Annotated in this window: 19 protein-coding genes and 1 riboswitch; of the genes, 15 read left to right on the forward strand and 4 right to left on the reverse strand. The window is 72.9% G+C overall.

The annotated features are described in order from the left end of the window. A partial coding sequence (locus tag Q0L15_RS23945) for a hypothetical protein (protein WP_296607363.1) occupies positions 1–1057 on the forward strand: 1057 nt, incomplete at its 5' end. On the opposite strand, the gene Q0L15_RS23950 is transcribed toward Q0L15_RS23945, so the two are convergent. Next, positions 1050–1403, reverse strand: a complete 354-nt coding sequence (locus Q0L15_RS23950) for a helix-turn-helix domain-containing protein (protein ID WP_296607364.1) — start codon at positions 1401–1403, stop codon at positions 1050–1052. The genes Q0L15_RS23945 and Q0L15_RS23950 overlap by 8 nt on opposite strands. A 123-nt stretch (positions 1404–1526) precedes the next feature. Here Q0L15_RS23950 and Q0L15_RS23955 point away from each other — a divergent pair, with 123 nt between their 5' ends. Beyond that, complete coding sequence (locus Q0L15_RS23955) at positions 1527–2375, forward strand: SDR family oxidoreductase (RefSeq protein ID WP_296607365.1); 849 nt, start codon at positions 1527–1529, stop codon at positions 2373–2375. 13 nt (positions 2376–2388) lie between these two features. Here Q0L15_RS23955 and Q0L15_RS23960 read toward each other — a convergent pair whose 3' ends face one another. Next, the gene (locus Q0L15_RS23960; RefSeq protein ID WP_296607366.1) at positions 2389–3165 is read right to left on the reverse strand and encodes a putative protein N(5)-glutamine methyltransferase; all 777 of its coding nucleotides are present in this window, start codon (positions 3163–3165) and stop codon (positions 2389–2391) included. A 16-nt stretch (positions 3166–3181) separates the two neighbouring features. Here Q0L15_RS23960 and Q0L15_RS23965 point away from each other — a divergent pair, with 16 nt between their 5' ends. The 6 genes from Q0L15_RS23965 (at position 3182) to Q0L15_RS23990 (ending at position 8256) form a co-directional block, all read left to right on the forward strand. Next, entirely contained in the window at positions 3182–3541 is a 360-nt protein-coding gene (locus tag Q0L15_RS23965) for a hypothetical protein (protein WP_296607367.1), read from the forward strand. Then, positions 3538–3945 carry a hypothetical protein gene (locus Q0L15_RS23970; RefSeq protein WP_296607368.1) on the forward strand — a complete coding sequence of 136 codons (408 nt, stop codon included), beginning with the start codon at positions 3538–3540 and terminating at the stop codon, positions 3943–3945. Before Q0L15_RS23965 ends, Q0L15_RS23970 begins: the two co-directional genes overlap by 4 nt. A gap of 22 nt (positions 3946–3967) precedes the next feature. Further along, a complete protein-coding gene (locus Q0L15_RS23975; RefSeq protein WP_296607369.1) occupies positions 3968–5146 on the forward strand; it encodes an NADH:flavin oxidoreductase in 1179 nt (392 codons plus the stop codon). Between the two features lie 140 nt (positions 5147–5286). After that, complete coding sequence (locus Q0L15_RS23980) at positions 5287–6372, forward strand: diacylglycerol kinase (RefSeq protein WP_296607370.1); 1086 nt, start codon at positions 5287–5289, stop codon at positions 6370–6372. Beyond that, complete coding sequence (locus Q0L15_RS23985; protein ID WP_296607371.1) at positions 6369–7172, forward strand: SDR family oxidoreductase; 804 nt, start codon at positions 6369–6371, stop codon at positions 7170–7172. The genes Q0L15_RS23980 and Q0L15_RS23985 overlap by 4 nt, the downstream gene beginning before the upstream one ends. A 10-nt stretch (positions 7173–7182) precedes the next feature. Then, positions 7183–8256, forward strand: coding sequence for an MBL fold metallo-hydrolase (locus tag Q0L15_RS23990; RefSeq protein WP_296607372.1), 1074 nt, complete (start codon positions 7183–7185; stop codon positions 8254–8256). 36 nt (positions 8257–8292) lie between these two features. Here Q0L15_RS23990 and Q0L15_RS23995 read toward each other — a convergent pair whose 3' ends face one another. Continuing rightward, positions 8293–8721: a GNAT family N-acetyltransferase gene (locus tag Q0L15_RS23995; protein WP_296607373.1), complete on the reverse strand. Its 429-nt coding sequence runs from the start codon at positions 8719–8721 to the stop codon at positions 8293–8295. Then, the gene (locus Q0L15_RS24000) at positions 8718–9635 is read right to left on the reverse strand and encodes an alpha/beta hydrolase (RefSeq protein ID WP_296607374.1); all 918 of its coding nucleotides are present in this window, start codon (positions 9633–9635) and stop codon (positions 8718–8720) included. Before Q0L15_RS24000 ends, Q0L15_RS23995 begins: the two co-directional genes overlap by 4 nt. 89 nt (positions 9636–9724) lie before the next feature. Here Q0L15_RS24000 and Q0L15_RS24005 point away from each other — a divergent pair, with 89 nt between their 5' ends. The 7 genes from Q0L15_RS24005 to Q0L15_RS24035 all read left to right on the forward strand — a co-directional run. Next, entirely contained in the window at positions 9725–10312 is a 588-nt protein-coding gene (locus Q0L15_RS24005; protein ID WP_296607375.1) for a carboxymuconolactone decarboxylase family protein, read from the forward strand. Next, entirely contained in the window at positions 10309–11187 is an 879-nt protein-coding gene (locus Q0L15_RS24010) for an RNA polymerase sigma-70 factor (protein WP_296607376.1), read from the forward strand. The genes Q0L15_RS24005 and Q0L15_RS24010 overlap by 4 nt, the downstream gene beginning before the upstream one ends. Before the next feature lie 29 nt (positions 11188–11216). Then, positions 11217–11325, forward strand: a riboswitch (TPP riboswitch). Further along, positions 11316–12416, forward strand: coding sequence for a thiamine ABC transporter substrate-binding protein (locus Q0L15_RS24015; RefSeq protein ID WP_296607377.1), 1101 nt, complete (start codon positions 11316–11318; stop codon positions 12414–12416). It overlaps the preceding riboswitch by 10 nt. Before the next feature lie 18 nt (positions 12417–12434). Continuing rightward, positions 12435–14081, forward strand: coding sequence for an iron ABC transporter permease (locus tag Q0L15_RS24020; RefSeq protein WP_296607378.1), 1647 nt, complete (start codon positions 12435–12437; stop codon positions 14079–14081). Further along, positions 14081–15067: an ABC transporter ATP-binding protein gene (locus tag Q0L15_RS24025; RefSeq protein ID WP_296607379.1), complete on the forward strand. Its 987-nt coding sequence runs from the start codon at positions 14081–14083 to the stop codon at positions 15065–15067. Before Q0L15_RS24020 ends, Q0L15_RS24025 begins: the two co-directional genes overlap by 1 nt. 27 nt (positions 15068–15094) lie before the next feature. Continuing rightward, positions 15095–16138, forward strand: coding sequence for a phosphatase PAP2 family protein (locus Q0L15_RS24030; protein WP_296607380.1), 1044 nt, complete (start codon positions 15095–15097; stop codon positions 16136–16138). 236 nt (positions 16139–16374) lie between these two features. Then, positions 16375–16958, forward strand: a 584-nt coding sequence (locus Q0L15_RS24035; protein ID WP_296607381.1) for a hypothetical protein, incomplete at its 3' end; no start/stop codon positions are given.

Consider the following 16958-nt stretch of genomic DNA (forward strand, 5'->3'; position numbering starts at 1 on the left):
TGACGCGTCCCCGCGCGCCCGCAGGTGGATGGGTCCGCCGCCGCTGCTCGTGCTCGCGACGCTCGTCGGGTTCCTGGTCGCGCCGCTGGTCGACCAGGAGCCCGATCCCCCGGCACAGGCGGTCGTCGCCGCCCAGGTCTCCGCGCCGTACGCGACCCGGCCGCACGCGACCACGCCCCGGACGGCGCCGCCCGCCGCGCCTCAACGGGTCCTGACGAGCCCCTCCGCCCGTGGCGGGGAGAGCGCGTCCGCCGGGCTCCGGCCGATCCGGCTCAAGCGGATCCACGTCGGCGTGGCGAGCATGAACATGTACCGCAGGCTCGCGCCTGCGCAGGCCTCCCAGGACGCCCGCCGGCTGACCAGCCGGGCCGGCGTCGACATCGTCGGCTGGCAGGAGGCCGACCAGTTCGCCGGCGTGCTCAAGTCGCTGTCGGACTGGGAGACGAAGATCTTCCCCTTCGGCAAGCGCACCTCGGAGATCGCGGTGTCCTGGCGCCGCTCGGAGTTCTCCCTGGTCTCGGCCAAGCAGCGCCAGGTGGCGCTCGGCGTGAGCTGGCGCGAGGGCCGCTTCCCGTTCGGCAACCGCCTGGTCGGGGTCGTCACCCTGCGCCACCGCGAGACCGGCCGGCTGCTGACGGTGATCAACGCCCACCTGCCCCAGGCGATCGAGGACCTCGACCGCCCCGGCCGCTGGACGGACACGATCAACGCCTTCCGCGCGCGCAACCAGCTCGCCCGGATCGCCAACACCTGGCGCACGGCGCCGGGGCGCTGGGTCGTCGGCACCGGTGACTACAACTTCGATGCCCGCGCCGACGCGGCGCACCGGCCCCCTGGCGGACCGCGGCGCGCCCTGTCCGACACCGCGGTGTCGTCGTACCAGGCGCTCGGCGCCGACGTCGCCCCGACCTTCCCGCCCAACGGCCGGCGCATCGACTACGTGTACGTCGACCGCGACGCCTACCGGGCCGGGCGGATGCGGTTCGCGGGTCAGTGGGTCGTCGGCGGCTTCAACAGCGACCACAACGCCCTGGTGACCCGGCTCGTCCTCAGCTGACCGCGGCGGCGCTCCGGTCGCGGACGTGCTGCTGGGCCCAGCCGACCAGCGGCGCGAGCAGGGCCGCGGCGTCGCGGCCGTCGGCGGTCAGGGAGTACTCCACGTGCGGGGGCACGACCGGCAGGGCCTCGCGGTGCACGAGGCCGTCGGCCTCGAGCGTCTGCAGCGTCTGGATCAGCATCTTCTCGCTGACCCCGTCGATCTCGCGCTTGAGCTCGCTCCAGCGCAGCGTGCGGTCGTCGAGCGCCAGCAGCACCAGCACGCCCCACTTGCTCGTGACGTGCTCGACGAGCAATCGGGTGACGGGGCAGGAGGTGTCGAGCTGGAGCTCGCGGACGGTGGCCACGGCCTTACCTTACCTCCAGGTGGGTACCCCACTTGAAAGTCGGTACTGCCGACCGGGAAGGTGTCCGGCCGCCGCGAGGTTCCGTCGACGTCACCCCCGTTCGCACCACCCTGGAGGAAGCGCATGTCGATCGTCGTCACCGGAGCCACCGGACACCTGGGCCGCCTGGTCGTGGAGTCCCTCCTCGAGCGCGGGGCGGAGGGGATCGTGGCCACCGGCCGCGGGGTCGACCGGCTGCAGGACCTCGCCGACCGCGGGGTGCGCGTCGAGCGCCTCGACTACGACGACGTCCCCGAGTCGGTGGACTGGCTCGGCGCGGGCGACGTGCTGCTGCTGGTCTCGGGCAGCGAGGTCGGGCGCCGGGTCCCGCAGCACCGCGCGATCGTCGACCTCGCCGTGCGCTCCGGCGTCGGCCGCATCGCCTACACGAGCGCACCCGCCGCCGACGACACCGCGCTCACGGTCGCGCCCGAGCACGCGGCCACGGAGGCCCTGATCCGCGCGAGCGGGCTGCCGTTCACGTTCCTGCGCAACGGCTGGTACACCGAGAACTACCGGCCGACCTTCGAGCAGGCCCGCGAGAGCGGCCTGGTCCTCGGCAGCGCCGGCGAGGGCCGGGTGGCCAGTGCACCGCGCTCGGACTTCGCCGAGGCGGCCGCCGTCGTGCTCACCACCGACGGCCACGAGGGCGCGGTCTACGAGCTGTTCGGCGACGCCGCCTGGACGTACGGCGAGCTCGCGGCGGCGTTCGCGGACGTGCTCGGCCGCGAGGTGACCTACCGCTCGCTCACCCCGGAGGAGCACCGCGAGGCGCTCCTCTCGGCCGGGCTCGACCAGGGGACCGCCGGCTTCGTCGTCGCGCTCGACCAGGACATCGCGGCGGGGCTGCTCGGCCTCACCACCGGGCACCTCGCCGGACTCCTCGGCCGCCCCACGGTCCCGCTCGCCGAGACCGTGCGCACGTGGGCCTGAGTCGGCCCTCGACTCACACCTGCCGCACGCCCACGACCGCGGTGCCGTCGACGTCGTCGTCGGTGACGACGCGGGGCAGCAGCCCGGCCGCCGCCATCAGCCGCGCGGTGTGCGGCGCCTGGCGGCGGCTGGTCTCGACGAGCACCCGCCCGCCCGGTGCCAGCCAGTCGGGCGCTCCGGCGACCACGCCGCGCTGGACGTCCAGCCCGTCATCGCCGCCGTCGAGGGCGACGCGGTGCTCGTGGTCGCGGGCCTCGGGTGGCATCGTCGCGATCGCGTCGGTGGGGACGTACGGCGCGTTCGCGACCAGCGCCGCCACCCGGCCGCGCAGCCGGTCCGGCAGGGCCGCGTAGAGGTCGCCCGCGAAGACCCGGTCGGCCGGCAGGTTGCGCCGCGCGCAGTCGACCGCGGCCGGGTCGAGGTCGGCGGCGTACACCTCCACGCCGGGCACGGCCTCCAGCAGGGCTGCGCCGATCGCGCCGGTGCCGCAGCACAGGTCGACGGCCACGTCGCCTGCCCCCACGCCGGCCGCGGCCTCGCGCACCAGCAGCGTCGAGCGCAGACGCGGCACGAAGACGCCCGGTGCCACGGCGATCCGCAGGCCGGCGAACTCGGCGTACCCCACGACCTGCTCGAGCGGCGTCCCCGCCACCCGCTCGGCCAGCATCCGGGTCAGTGCGGCCTCGTCCTCGGCTGCGCCGACCAGCTGGCGCGCCTCGTCCTCGGCGAAGACGCACCCGGCGGCGCGCAGCGCGGCGACCAGGCCCTCGGGCGGCTCCTCGGACGGCATGGTCGATGATGCTGCCATGCCGAGCGTCAGCACCCAGATCACCTGGATCGTGGTCGGGTACGCCGCCCTCGTGCTCGTCCTCGCCGTGGTGGTCGCCGTCCGGGGGGCCGAGCGGCCCGGGTGGCTCGACCAGATGGCCTGGATGCTCGAGGTGCTGCTCGTCGTCCGGGCGCTCGCGGGTCTCGGCCCGCTGCTGGGGGAGGACCGGCCCGACTCGACCTCGACCTATGTCGGCTACCTCTTCGCCTCGGTGTGCGTCCTGCCGATCGCGATGCGCTCGGTCCAGGGGGATCGAGCGCCGTGGTCGTCGGCCGTCGTCGCGGTCGCGGCCGTGGCGGTCGGGGTGGTCGCCGTACGTCTGCAGATGACCGCATGAGCGCGGCGCGCCGCAGCGGCCCCCACCAGGTGCTGCTCGCCCTCTACGCCCTGTTCACCCTCGCGGCGGGCGCCCGCTCGCTGGTGCAGCTCACCACGCAGTACGACGAGGCGCCGGTCGCCTACTGGCTCTCGCTGGGCGCCGCCGTGACCTACGCCTTGGGGTGGTACGCCATCCGCACCGCCGCCGCCGGCGACACCCGCTTCGCGAGCGTGATGCTCTGGGTCGAGCTGGGCGGTGTGGTGACGGTCGGGACGCTGAGCCTGGTGGTCCGCGACTGGTTCCCCGACGCCTCGGTGTGGTCGGACTACGGCATCGGCTACGGCTTCGTGCCGGCGATCCTGCCGGTGGCCGGCCTGCTGTGGCTGCGCCGCCACAGCCGGTCCGGTCTCGCCAGGAACTGAAACCTGTTCTAGATTTGCGGGCATGACTGCGGACGTCTTCGCCCCCGCCATGCTCGGGCCCGTGCAGCTGCGCAACCGCACGGTCAAGGCCGCGACGTTCGAGGGGCGCGCCCCGCACGGCCAGGTGACCGACGAGCTGATCGACTACCACCTCGCGGTGACCCGCGGCGGCGTCGGCCTGACGACGGTCGCGTACCTCGCGGTCGCCCCCGAAGGGCGCACCCATCGCGAGCAGGTCGTCGTCGGCGAGCGCACCCTCGGTGGCCTGACCCGGCTCGCCGACGCGATCCACGAGTCGGGCGCGGCGATCGCCGGCCAGGTCGGGCACGCCGGGCCGGTCGCCAACGGGCGCTCCAACGGCGTCAAGGCGCTCAGCTCCAGCCGGATGCCGAGCCCGCTCTCGATGCAGATGATCAAGGCCGCGACCGAGGCCGACCTCACGCGCATCACCCGCGACTACGTCGCCGCCGCACGGACGCTGGTGCGCGCCGGCTTCGACGTCCTCGAGCTGCACATGGCCCACAGCTACCTGATCTCCTCCTTCCTCGCGCCGGGGCTCAACCGCCGCAAGGACGGGTGGGGCGGGTCGCTGGAGAACCGGGCGCGGCTGGGCCGGCAGGTCGCCCGCGCCGTGCGCGACGAGATCGGCTCGGACGCCGCGATCACCGCGAAGGTCAGCGTGGGCGACGGCTTCCGTGGCGGGGTCACCACCGAGGAGGGCGTGGCGTACGCCCAGATGCTGGAGTCCGACGGGACGTTGGACGCCCTGCAGCTCAGCGGCGGCTCGTCGCTGATGAACCCGATGTACCTGTTCCGCGGCGACGCGCCGGTCAAGGAGTTCGCGGCCACGATGCCGCTCGTCGTACGCCTCGGGATGAAGACGCCGGTCGGCCGCAGCTTCATGAAGGTCTACCCCTTCGAGGAGGCCTACTTCCGCGAGAAGGCGCTGCGGTTCCGCTCGGCGGTGTCGATGCCGCTGATGCTGCTCGGCGGCATCAACCGGCTCGAGACCATGGAGCAGGCGATGGCCGACGGCTTCGACTTCGTCGCCATGGGTCGCGCGCTGCTCCGCGAGCCCGACCTGGTCGACAGGCTCCGGTCCGGCCGCGCCACCGCCGGTGTCTGCATCCACTGCAACCGCTGCATGCCCACGATCTACTCCGGCACCCGCTGCCCGATCGTGACGCCAGAGCCGGTCTGACGGTGGTGGAGGATCCCCGTTCCACCGGGGTTTCTCCCGCTTGTCGGCCGTGGCAACTCCTGACAAGCGCATGTTCCCCCGGTGGACCGGGGATTCCGACACCCTTCCCACGGGACTAGAACGTGTTCTAGATTGCCCGCATGTCAGAACCTCTGAAGGTCGTCGTCTGGTCCACGGGGACCGTCGGGCGGCACGCGATCGCGGGCATCGACGCCCACCCGGACCTCGAGCTGGTCGGCGTGTGGGTGTCCAACCCCGACAAGGACGGCAAGGACGCCGGCGAGCTGGCCGAGCTGGGCCGCGAGCTCGGGGTCCGGGCCACCACCGACAAGCAGGCGCTGCTGGCGATGAAGCCCGACGCGATCGTGCACACGGCGATGACCGACGACCGGGTGTTCGAGGCGATCGAGGACCTCGTCGACTTCCTCGAGGCCGGCATCAACGTGACCTCGAGCGGGCCGGTGCTGCTGCAGTGGCCCGAGCACATCCTGCCGCCGGAGACGATGGAGCGGATCGCCAAGGCCGGCGAGCGCACCGGCGCGAGCCTGCACGTCAACGGCATCGACCCCGGCTTCGCCAACGACGTGCTGCCGCTGGTGCTGACCAGCCTGAGCCAGCGCATCGACGAGGTGCGGGTGATGGAGATCTGCGACTACTCCACCTACTACCAGCCCGTCGTGATGAACGACCTGTTCGGCTTCGGCAAGCCGATGGACGAGCCCGGGTTCCTCTGGGCGCCGGGCATCCTCTCCATGGCCTGGGGCAGCGTCGTGCGCCAGATCGCCGCCGGCCTCGGCGTCGTCCTCGACGAGCCGCTCACCGAGGAGGTCGACCGCCGCCCCGCCGAGGTCGACACCGCCAGCGTCTCGGGCGACGTCGCGGCGGGCACGATGGGCGCGGTCCGCTTCCAGGTCATCGGCAAGGTCGACGGCGTCCCGCGCGTGGTCCTCGACCACATCACGCGTACGGCGCCCGACCAGGTGCCCGAGTGGCCGACGCCGCTCCAGGGCGACGGGTGCTACCGCGTCGTCGTCTCCGGCGAGCCGTTCATGCAGCTCGACTTCACCCACCACGGCGAGCACGGCGACCACAACGTCTCGGGGATGATCGTCACCGCGCAGCGGATCGTGAACGCCGTCCCCGCCGTCGTCGCCTCGCCCGGCGGCCTCGTCACCGCCCTCGACCTGCCGCTGGTGACCGGCAAGGGCCTGGTGAGCACGTCATGACGATCCTCGACAGGTTCGGCGTCACCGGCCAGGCCGCGATCGTCACCGGCGCCGGCCGTGGCCTCGGAGCCGCCACGGCCGTCGCGCTCGCTGAGGCCGGCGCCGACGTCCTCATCTCGGCGCGCACCGAGCGGCAGCTCGACCGGGTCGCCGAGCAGATCCGGGCGACCGGACGGCGTGCCCTCGTGGTCGCCGCCGACCTCAGCGACCTCGACGCGGTCGCCGGACTCGCGCAGGCGGCGTACGACGAGTTCGGCCGGCTCGACACGGTGGTCAACAACGTCGGCGGCACGTTCCCGACCGCGTTCCTCGACACGAGCAACGAGTTCCTCAACGAGGCGTTCAGCTTCAACGTGACCACCGCGCACGCGCTCACCCGCGCCGCGGTGCCGCTGATGCTGACGTCGCCCGACGGCCAGCAGAGCGTCGTGACGATCAGCTCGATGATGGGCCGCACCGCCGACCGCGGCTTCATCGCCTACGGCACCGCCAAGGCCGCCCTCGCGCACTGGACGAAGATGGCCGCCCAGGACCTCGCCCCGCGCATCCGCGTCAACGGCATCTACGTCGGGTCGATCATGACCAGCGCCCTGGAGTACGTCGCCGGGCAGCCCGAGCTGATGAGCCAGCTCGAGACCAAGACGCCGCTGGGCCGCGTCGGCGAGCCCGAGGACATCGCGGCCGGCGTCGTCTACCTCGCCTCGCGGGCCGGGCAGTACGTGACCGGCAAGCTGCTCGAGATCGACGGCGGCATCCAGCAGCCCACCCTCGACCTCGGGTTCCCGGACGTGGCCCCGTAAGGTCCGCGATGTGAGCTCGTCGACGACCCCCACGGCGTACGCCGTCTCGCCGGACTCCGGCGAGCACTGGAGCAAGGAAGGCGCCTGGCGGGTGACCGACGGCATCCACCGGATCCCGCTCCCGCTGCCGATGGACGGCCTCAAGGCCATCAACGTCTACGTCCTCGAGACCGCCGACGGGCTCACGCTCATCGACGGCGGCTGGGCGATCGAGGTCGCGCGCGACCTGCTCGAGCGCTGCCTGCGCGACATCGGCTACGGGTTCGGCGACATCCGCCGGTTCCTGGTCACCCACGTGCACCGCGACCACTTCACGATGGCGACCGTCCTCGGCCACGAGTACGGCGCGGACGTGGCGCTCGGCCTCGGTGACAAGCCGGCGCTCGACCTGCTCAACGACCCGACGCTCGACGAGAGCCCGTTCCTGGAGGTGCTGCGGACCGCCGGCGCGCACGAGCTCGCCGAGCTGTGGGCGGCGGGAGGCGGCGAGCGGCCGGACCCCGCGATCTGGCTGCTCCCCGACACCTGGCTCGAGGGCGACCAGCGGATCGCCGTGGGCACCCGGACCCTCGACGCGGTGCACACCCCGGGCCACACGCCGGGCCACTACGTGTTCGCCGATCGCGGCGCGGGGCTGCTGTTCGCCGGCGACCACGTGCTGCCGACGATCACCCCCTCGATCGGGTTCACCGTGCCGCCGACGCCCGACCCGCTCGGCGACTTCATGGCGTCGCTGACCAAGGTGCGTGCGCTGCCGGACCTCCAGATCCTTCCTGCGCACGGCCCGGTCGCGCCGTCGTCGCACGCCCGGGTCGACGAGCTGCTCTCCTTCCACGACGACCGCCTCGAGCAGAGCCTGGCGGCGATCGCCGACGCCCCGGCCACTGGCTTCACCGTCGCGCACCAGCTCGCCTGGACACGCCACGAGAAGTCGTACGACGAGCTCGACCCGTTCAGCCAGGGCATGGCCGCCATGGAGACCAAGGCGCACCTCGAGCTGCTGGTCGCGCGGGGTCGGGCGACCCGCGAGGAGACGCCCGGGGGCGTGCTGTTCTCCGCGGCGCCGATCGGGTCGTCCGCCTGAGGGTGGCGCATACAGGCGCGAGAGGCGGACGACCCGTCAGCGTCTGAGCCGCATCGGGGTGTGGGGGATGTCGTCCTCGAGGAACTCCGGTCCCGACACCTCGAAGCCGAACGTCGCGTACCACCCGGTCAACGGCGACTGGGCGTCCAGCACCACGTCACGACCCGCGGCCACCGACAGCGCGGTCTGCATGATGACGTCGGCCAGTCCGCGGCCACGCGCCTCGGGCACCAGCAGCACCCGGCCGATCCGCCACACGTCGCCGTCGTCGAGCACCCGGGCGTAGCCGACCAGCAGATCGTCCTCGCTCAGCAGCACGTGCCGGGTTCCAGGCTCGACGTCGCGGCCGTCGAGATCGGGGTAGGGGCACTCCTGCTCGACGACGAAGACGTCCTGGCGCAGCCGGCACACGGCGTAGACCGTGGCGGCGTCGAGCTGGTCGAACGGGACGGCGGTGCAGATCACGAGAGGAACTCCAGGGTCCGGCGGTAGGCCGCGCGCGCCTCGGGGATGAGCGGCAGCAGCGGGTAGACGTGGATCAGGTCGTGGCGCTCGACGTAGGTCAGGTCCCAGCCGGCCTCCTCGGCCCGGCGCGCGAGCAGCCGGCAGCCGGGCGCGAGCGTGTCGCGGGTGCCGCAGAACATCAGCGCCGGCGGCAACCCGGTCAGGTCGGCCAGCGCCGGGCTCACCTCGGGCCGGGCGAGGTCGTCGGGCGAGCCGGCCCACCAGCCGGCGTACGCCCGCAGCTTGCCGAGGAACAGCCACGGGTCGCGGACCGTGAACCGCTCGGTCTCCGGCGCGCTGGTCGTCAGGTCGACCCAGGGTGAGTGGAGCAGCAGGCGGGAGGCCTGGGTCCCGCCCCGGTCGCGCAGCGTGAGGGCGATCGCCAGCGCGTAGCCGCCGCCCGCGGAGTCGCCGGCGAGGACCAGCTCCTCGGAGTCCCCGGCCCAGCGCGCCGTCAGGTCGCAGATGGCGTCGTGGGAGTGACGCCAGGTGTGCTCGGGGGTGAGCGGGTAGTCGGGCAGCACGATCCGAGCGCCGAGGTCGGTCGCCAGCCGGCAGGCGTAGCGGACGTGGAACGGGTCGATCGGCGCGACGTACCCGCCGCCGTGGAGGTAGACCACCGTGCGGTGCGGGTCGGTGCCGCGCGGCGTGATGACGTACGACGCGAACTCGCCGGCGGAGCCCGTCAGCACCTCGGTGACCACCGAGAACCGCCGGGCGAACCGGGGCACCAGCCGGGTCGGCAGCTGGCGGCCCAGGCCCGCGTGCCACCTCGCGAGACGGGCCCTCTCGGCCTCGACCGTGTCCAGCTCGCGGGAGCGGCGCAGCCGCGGGACGACCCAGGCGAGCGCCTCGTGGCGACGGCTCGGACTCATGCTTCGCAGCCTCCCACAGCCGCCCTGTCACAGATCGGGCGCGCCCGGTGTCTGGTGGTCGACGCACTCACCATCGAGGAGGAGCACCCATGCCCAGCACGTTCCGGATCCCGAAGGCCGGCGTGACCGGCCTGTACGGCAGGGCCATGTCCGCCTACGCCCGTCGCACCTACGGCCAGATCCCCGACAACGCCTACGTCCTGTGGCACCACCGCCCGGTGCTGAAGGCCGTGCTGAAGTTCGAGCAGCGGGTCGCGACGTGGCGCGCGCTCGACCCCACGCTGAAGTCCTACGCCCAGCTCGCGAGCGCCGGCGTCATCGGCTGCAGCTGGTGCCTCGACTTCGGCTACTTCCTCGCCCACAACGAGGGGCTCGACCTCGCCAAGGTCCGCGAGGTGCCCCGGTGGCGCGAGTCGGACGTCTTCACGCCGCTCGAGCGCGACGTCCTCGAGTACGCCGAGGCGATGAGCACCACCCCGCTCACCGTCACCGACGAGCTCGTGGCCCGGCTGATCGACCAGCTCGGCACCCCGGCGGTCGTGGAGCTCACCCAGATGATCGCGCTGGAGAACATGCGCTCGCGGTTCAACTCCGCAGCCGGCCTGCAGAGCCAGGGATATTCGGATGTGTGCGAGCTGCCGCTCGCCGTACCGTCTGCTGACGTGATGCGGTCATGAGCGCACCCGACTCCACCGACGACTTCGTCCGGCACCGCAACCTGCTGTTCACGGTGGCCTACGAGATGCTCGGCTCGGCCGCCGACGCCGAGGACGTGCTCCAGGAGACCTGGCTGCGCTGGGTCGACGTCGACCGGGCCGAGGTGCGCGACGAGCGCGCCTACCTGGTGCGGATCACCACCCGCCTCGCGCTCAACCGGATGCGCGCCAACTCCCGGCGCCGTGAGTCGTACGTCGGACCGTGGCTGCCCGAGCCGCTGCTGACCACCCCGGACGTCGCCGAGGACGTCGAGCTCGCCGACAGCGTGTCGCTGGCGATGCTCACGCTGCTGGAGACCCTCGGTCCGACCGAGCGGGCGGTGTTCGTGCTGCGCGAGGTCTTCGACTTCGGCTACGACGAGATCGCCGCGGCCGTGGACAAGACGCCGGCCGCCGTACGCCAGATCGCCCACCGGGCGCGCAGTCACGTCGCCGAGCGTCGGCCCCGGGCCGAGGCCACCCGGTCCGAGCGGGAGCGGGTGATGGAGAGGTTCCTCTCGGCGGTCGCCACCGGCGACATCCAGAGCCTGATGGACGTGCTCGCGCCCGACGTGGTCCTGGTGACCGACGGCGGAGGCTTCAAGAAGGCCGCCCTCCGGCCGATCCTGGGCCGCGACAAGGTGTTGCGCTTCCTGGGTGCGGTCTCCGAGGGCATCGAGGCGGTCGCCGACGTGGTGGTCGTGAACGGCGCCCCCGCGCTGCGCATCGTCGTCGACGGCGAGCTCGACACCGTCGCCTCGATGGTCGTCGAGGACGGCCGGGTCTCGGGGCTGTACGTCGTGCGCAACCCCGCCAAGCTCGCCCGTCTCGACGAGGTCGTCACGCTGACGCGTTGAGGGTGGCGCCTGCCCGAGCGCTAAGGTTTCAGCCAAGACAGGGGAGCACGTCCCGACGTGCTGAGAGTGCGGATCCGCCGCAGACCCTATGAACCTGATCCGGTTAGCACCGGCGAAGGGAGTCGGAGATGAGACCCATCCATGCCTTGCCCCGTGCCCTGGCGCCACTCATCGCAGCATCGGTCGGGCTTGCCCTGGCCGCCACCGGCTGCTCGGCCATCGGCGAGAGCTCGTCGGGCGACGAGCCCGGCAGCAGCAACGACTCGAGCAGCGCCCCCGGTCGGGTCGTGCTCGTCACGCACGACTCGTTCGTGCTGCCCAAGCCGCTGATCAAGCAGTTCGAGCAGCAGTCCGGCGTCGACCTGGTGGTCCGGGCGAGCGGAGACGCCGGCATCCTCACCAACAAGCTGGTCCTGACCAAGGGTGACCCGCTCGGCGACGTGGCGTTCGGCGTCGACAACACGTTCGCCTCCCGGGCGCTCGACGAGGGCGTGTTCGCGCCGTACGACGCCCCGCTCCCCGACGGTGCGGAGGAGTACCGCCTGCCCGGCGACGACGGCCACGCGCTGACGCCCGTCGACAACGGCAACGTGTGCGTGAACGTCGACGACACCTGGTTCGCCGACCACGACCTCGCCCCGCCGCGGACCCTCGACGACCTCACCGACCCGGCGTACCAGGACCTGTTCGTGCTGCCCGGCGCCGCGACGAGCTCGCCCGGGATGGCCTTCCTGCTGACCACGATCGCGACGTACGGCGAGGACGGGTGGCAGGACTACTGGACGAGGCTGATGGACAACGGCGCGTTGCTGACCGCCGGGTGGTCGGACGCCTACGAGGTCGACTTCACCCAGGGCGGCGGCCAGGGCGACCGGCCGATCGTGCTGTCCTACGACTCCTCCCCGGCGTTCACGGTGGCGGACGGCAGGAGCACGACCAGCGCGCTGCTCGACACCTGCTTCCGCCAGGTGGAGTACGCCGGCGTGCTCGACGGGGCCGCCAACCCCCAGGGTGCCGAGGAGCTGGTCGACTTCCTGCTGTCGCCGGAGGTCCAGGCGGCGCTCCCGGAGAGCATGTACGTCTTCCCCGTCGACGCTGGCGTGGAGCTGCCGAAGGAGTGGGCGACGTTCGCGAAGCAGCCCACCGAACCGGCGAGCGTCGACCCGGCCGACATCACCGAGCACCGCGACGAGTGGCTGCGCGAGTGGAGCGACATCACCTCCCGATGAGCCGGCGATGAGCGAGCGATGACCGGTCCGACGGGCCGCGCGCTCACGCTGGCGGGGCTGGCGGTCGTGCCCCTGGCGGTGCTGGGCGTGTTCTTCGTGCTCCCCGTCAGCGGCATGCTGTCCGAGGGCTTCGTGACCGACGGTCGCTTCGATCCCGGCGGGGTGCTCGAGGTCCTCGGCCGGCCGCGGGTGCACCGGGTGCTGTGGTTCACGGTGTGGTCCTCGACGGTGGCGACGCTGCTCGCGGTGCTGCTCGGACTGCCGGCCGCGCACCTGCTGCACCGCCGGCGGTTCTGGGGCCGCGGGATGCTCCGGTCGCTGCTGCTGGTGCCGTTCGTGCTGCCGACCGTGGTGGTCGGCGTCGCGTTCCGCGAGCTGATCGGCGAGGCCGGCCCGCTGGGGTTCCTCGGCCTGGACGGCTCGGCGGCCGCGATCGTCGCCGGCCTGGTGTTCTTCAACGTGGCCGTGGTGATCCGGGCCGTCGGCGCGGCCTGGGAGTCGCTCGACCCGCGGCCGGCCGAGGCCGCGGCGGCGCTCGGGGCGAGCCCCGCCCAGGTGCTCCGCACGGTGACGCTGCCGGCGCTCCGCCCGGCGATCGTCAGCGCGGCGAGCGTCGTGTTCCTCTTCTGCGCGACCGCGTTCGGCGTCGTGCTCACGCTCGGCGGGCTGCGGTACTCCTCGGTCGAGACCGAGATCTACCTGCTCACCACGAACCTGCTCGACCTGCAGGCCGCTGCGGCGCTGTGCATCCTCCAGCTCGTCGCGATCACGGCGCTGCTCGTGGTCATGAGCCGGCTGCGCGCCGTACCCGACCCGACGCTCGTCCGCTCCACCGCGCTGCCCCCGCGGCCGTCGGCCGGCGACTGGCCGGGCGTGCTCGCCACCGGCCTCGTGCTGCTCCTGGTCGGGGCGCCGTTGGCCGCGCTGGTCACCGGATCGCTGCGCGTCCACGACGCGTGGAGCCTGGGCAACTACCGGGCGCTGGGCGGCGAGGGTGACCAGCAGGCGCTGCTGGTGCCGGTCGGCGAGGCACTGCTGACGTCGCTGCGCACGGCCGTCGACGCCACCTGGATGTCGCTCACCCTCGGGCTGCTGGTCACGATCGTGGTCACTCGCCGCTCGCGCACGCGCGCCGAACGCCGGGTGCGTGGGCTGCTCGACGGCCTGTTCATGCTGCCCCTGGGCGTCTCCGCGGTGACGCTCGGATTCGGGTTCCTGATCACGCTCGACCAGCCGCCGCTCGACCTGCGCGACTCACCGCTGCTGGTGCCGATCGCCCAGGCACTGGTGGCGCTGCCGCTGGTCGTCCGGACGCTGGTCCCCGTGGTCGGCGGCATCGACGACCGCCAGCGGCAGGCCGCCGCCTCGCTCGGCGCGGGGCCGCTGCGGACGTTCGCGACCGTCGACGTCCCCGCGACCTGGCGGCCGCTGACGGCGGCGGCCGGATTCGCGTTCGCGGTGTCGCTCGGCGAGTTCGGGGCCACGTCGTTCCTCGCCCGCGAGGAGCACCCGACGCTGCCGATCGTGATCTTCCGCCTCATCGGCCACCCGGGTGCGATGAACTACGGCATGGCCCTCGCCGCGTCCGTCGTCCTCGCCGCGACCACGGCCGCCGTGATGCTCGCCGTCGACCGGCTGCGCGTGGGCTCGATGGGAGCCTTCTGATGCTGACCCTCGACCACCTCACGGTCACCTATGACGGCACCCCGGCCGTCGTCGACGCCTCGCTCGAGCTCGAGGACGGCCACGTGCTGGCGGTCCTCGGTCCCAGCGGGTCGGGCAAGTCCACGCTGCTGCGGGCGGTCGCCGGGCTCGAGCCGCCCGCGGGCGGGCGGATCTGCTGGGACGGCGAGGACCTGGCCGGCGTGCCGACGCACAAGCGCGGGTTTGCGCTGATGTTCCAGGACGGCCAGCTCTTCGGCCACCTCACGGTCGCCCGCAACGTGGGCTACGCGCTGCGGCTGCGACGTGCTCCCCGGGCCGCGGAGCGGGTCGCCGAGCTGCTCGCCCTCGTCGGCCTCGAGGGGTACGCCGACCGCCTGCCGGCGACCCTCTCGGGCGGCGAGCGGCAGCGCGTGGCGCTCGCGCGCTCGCTCGCGGTGTCGCCGCGGCTGCTGCTGCTCGACGAGCCCCTCTCGGCGCTCGACGCCGGGCTGCGCGAGCGCCTCGCGACCGACCTGCGCGAGATCCTCCGTGCCGCCGGCACCACCGCGCTGATGGTCACCCACGACCAGGAGGAGGCCTACGCCGTGGCCGACCGGCTCGCGGTGATGCGCGCCGGCCGGATCGTGCAGCAGGGCGACATCGGCGAGGTCTGGCGGGCACCGGCCGACCCGGAGACCGCGCTGTTCCTCGGCTACGCGCGGGTGCTCGAGGGGTCCGCGGCTGCCTCGTTGCTCGGGGCGGCCGGGCTGCCCGCGGCACCGGCGGTCGCCGTACGCCGCTCGGCGCTGGTCGTCGACGAGGAGGGTCCGCTGCGTGGGACCGTCGTGTCGGCACGGGCGACCCCGGAGCTGATCCGGCTGGTCGTCGACGTCGACGGGGTGGGCGAGGTCGACGCGGTGGCGCGGCTCGGGTCGCACCCGGCGCCGGGGGAGTCGGTGCGGCTGGGCGTCGACCCCGGCCGGCTGGCGACACCTGGCGGGCGCTGACGGGCCCGGGTCTCTACACTGACCTCCGTGTATCGCCGTGCCTACGCCCTGCTCGTGGGCAACGCCGTCGTCATGGGCGTGCTGGCGATCCTCGTCGCGATCGTCTACGACAAGCGGCTGATCGACCCGGAGGGCAGCTTCCTCGGACCGTCGTGGCTGCGCCTGCCGCTGCTGCTGCTCGGTGCCCTGCTGCTCGACATGCTGCCGCGCACGATCTGGTTCTCGAAGATGAACCCCAAGCTGATGCCGGGCGTCGTGCGCGAGCGGTGGCGCACGCACTGGAACCGCGAGCGGCTCACGCTCGTCGCGCTGGGCGTCATCTGCTTCTACGTGGTCTACGTCAGCTACCGCAACCTCAAGTCCTTCCTGCCGTTCGTGCGCGACGTGAAGTACGACCGCGAGCTGCACTACCTCGACCGGGCGCTGCTGTTCGGGCACGACCCGGCGCACGTGCTGCACGCCGTCCTGGGCGAGGGCTTCATGGCCTGGCCGCTGTCCTACGTCTACCTCTGGTTCCTGCCGCTGGTGCCCCTGGCCGTGACCGCCTGGCTGGTCTGGTCGCGCAACCTGTCCTACGGCTACTGGTTCGTGACCTCCCAGTGCGTCGCCTGGTCGCTCGGCACGGCGTCCTACTACGCCCTGCCGACGCTCGGTCCGGGGCTGGAGTACACGTGGATCTACGAGGGGCTGCCGAACACCCCGACCAGCCAGCTGATGGAGTCGCTCGCCTACGGCCGCAACAAGGTCTACTGGGGCGTCGTGCAGGACGCCGTCCAGTCGGTGGCCGGCTTCGCGAGCCTGCACGTCGCGATCACCATGCTCGTGGCGCTGATGGTGCAGTACACCGTCCGCCTGCGCTGGCTGCAGATCGCCTTCTGGGTCAACTTCGGCGTCACCGTCGTCGCCACGCTCTACTTCGGCTGGCACTACATCGCCGACGACGTCGCCGGCGTGATGATCGCGCTGGTCTCCTTCTACCTCGGCGGCATCGCCAGCGGGCAGAAGTTCGACAAACACGGCCTGGCCTCGCACCCCACGACCACCACCTCGGCCGTCCCCGTCGACCGCTGACCTCCCCGGGGTCCGCACGCACCTGACGTATCTGTCATTGGGAGCGCTTCCACGCGACCGATACGTCAGGTGCGTGAAACTACACCGTTGTAGTTCGTCAAGGCGCCACGCCGTGTCTCCTGAGAATATTGGGACGTTTTGTTCCTTTTGGGGCGGAAGTTGTCTAGCGTGCTCCGGGTGCCGCGAGGGGCGGCACCCGGTCGGACGGGCCGGACGACGACCCGAGAGGACGCTCGATGCGCGTGCACGGCCCGGCGGCGGCGCTGCTCGCGATCGCCCTGACCGGTGGCGTCCTCACCGGAGCGGCGGTCGCCGACGACGAGACGCCCACCCGCCAGGACGTCCGTGAGGCGCGCGCGGCGGTGCGCGACGGGCTCGACGACGTCGCCTCGGTGCGCGCCCGGCTGGCCGTGGCCGACCACCGGCTGCAGGAGGCCGGCGTACGCGCCGCCCAGGCGGCGGAGGCCTACAACGGCGCCCGCTGGCGGGCCGCGCAGGCCCGCGGCGCGGCCCGGGAGGCCCGCGAGCACGCGGACCTCGCCGCTGCGGACGTCACGCGGCAGCGCCAGGCGTACGGCGACGCACTGGTCTCCTCCTACGAGATCTCACCCGGGCTGAACGCGCTCTCGGCGATCGCCGGCTCCGACGGCATCGACGAGGTCATCGACCAGACCACCACCCTGCAGAACGCCGAGCGCGCCCTCGATGCGAACTACGACCGGTTCCGCGCCGCGGCCACGCTCGCCGAGGTCGCCGCGGAGCAGGCGGAGCGCGCCGAGGACGACGCGGCCCGTGCCGCCTCGGACGCCCGGCAGGCCAA

This window comes from Nocardioides sp. (assembly GCF_024509035.1).
In the GTDB taxonomy this organism is placed as follows: Bacteria; Actinomycetota; Actinomycetes; order Propionibacteriales; family Nocardioidaceae; genus Nocardioides.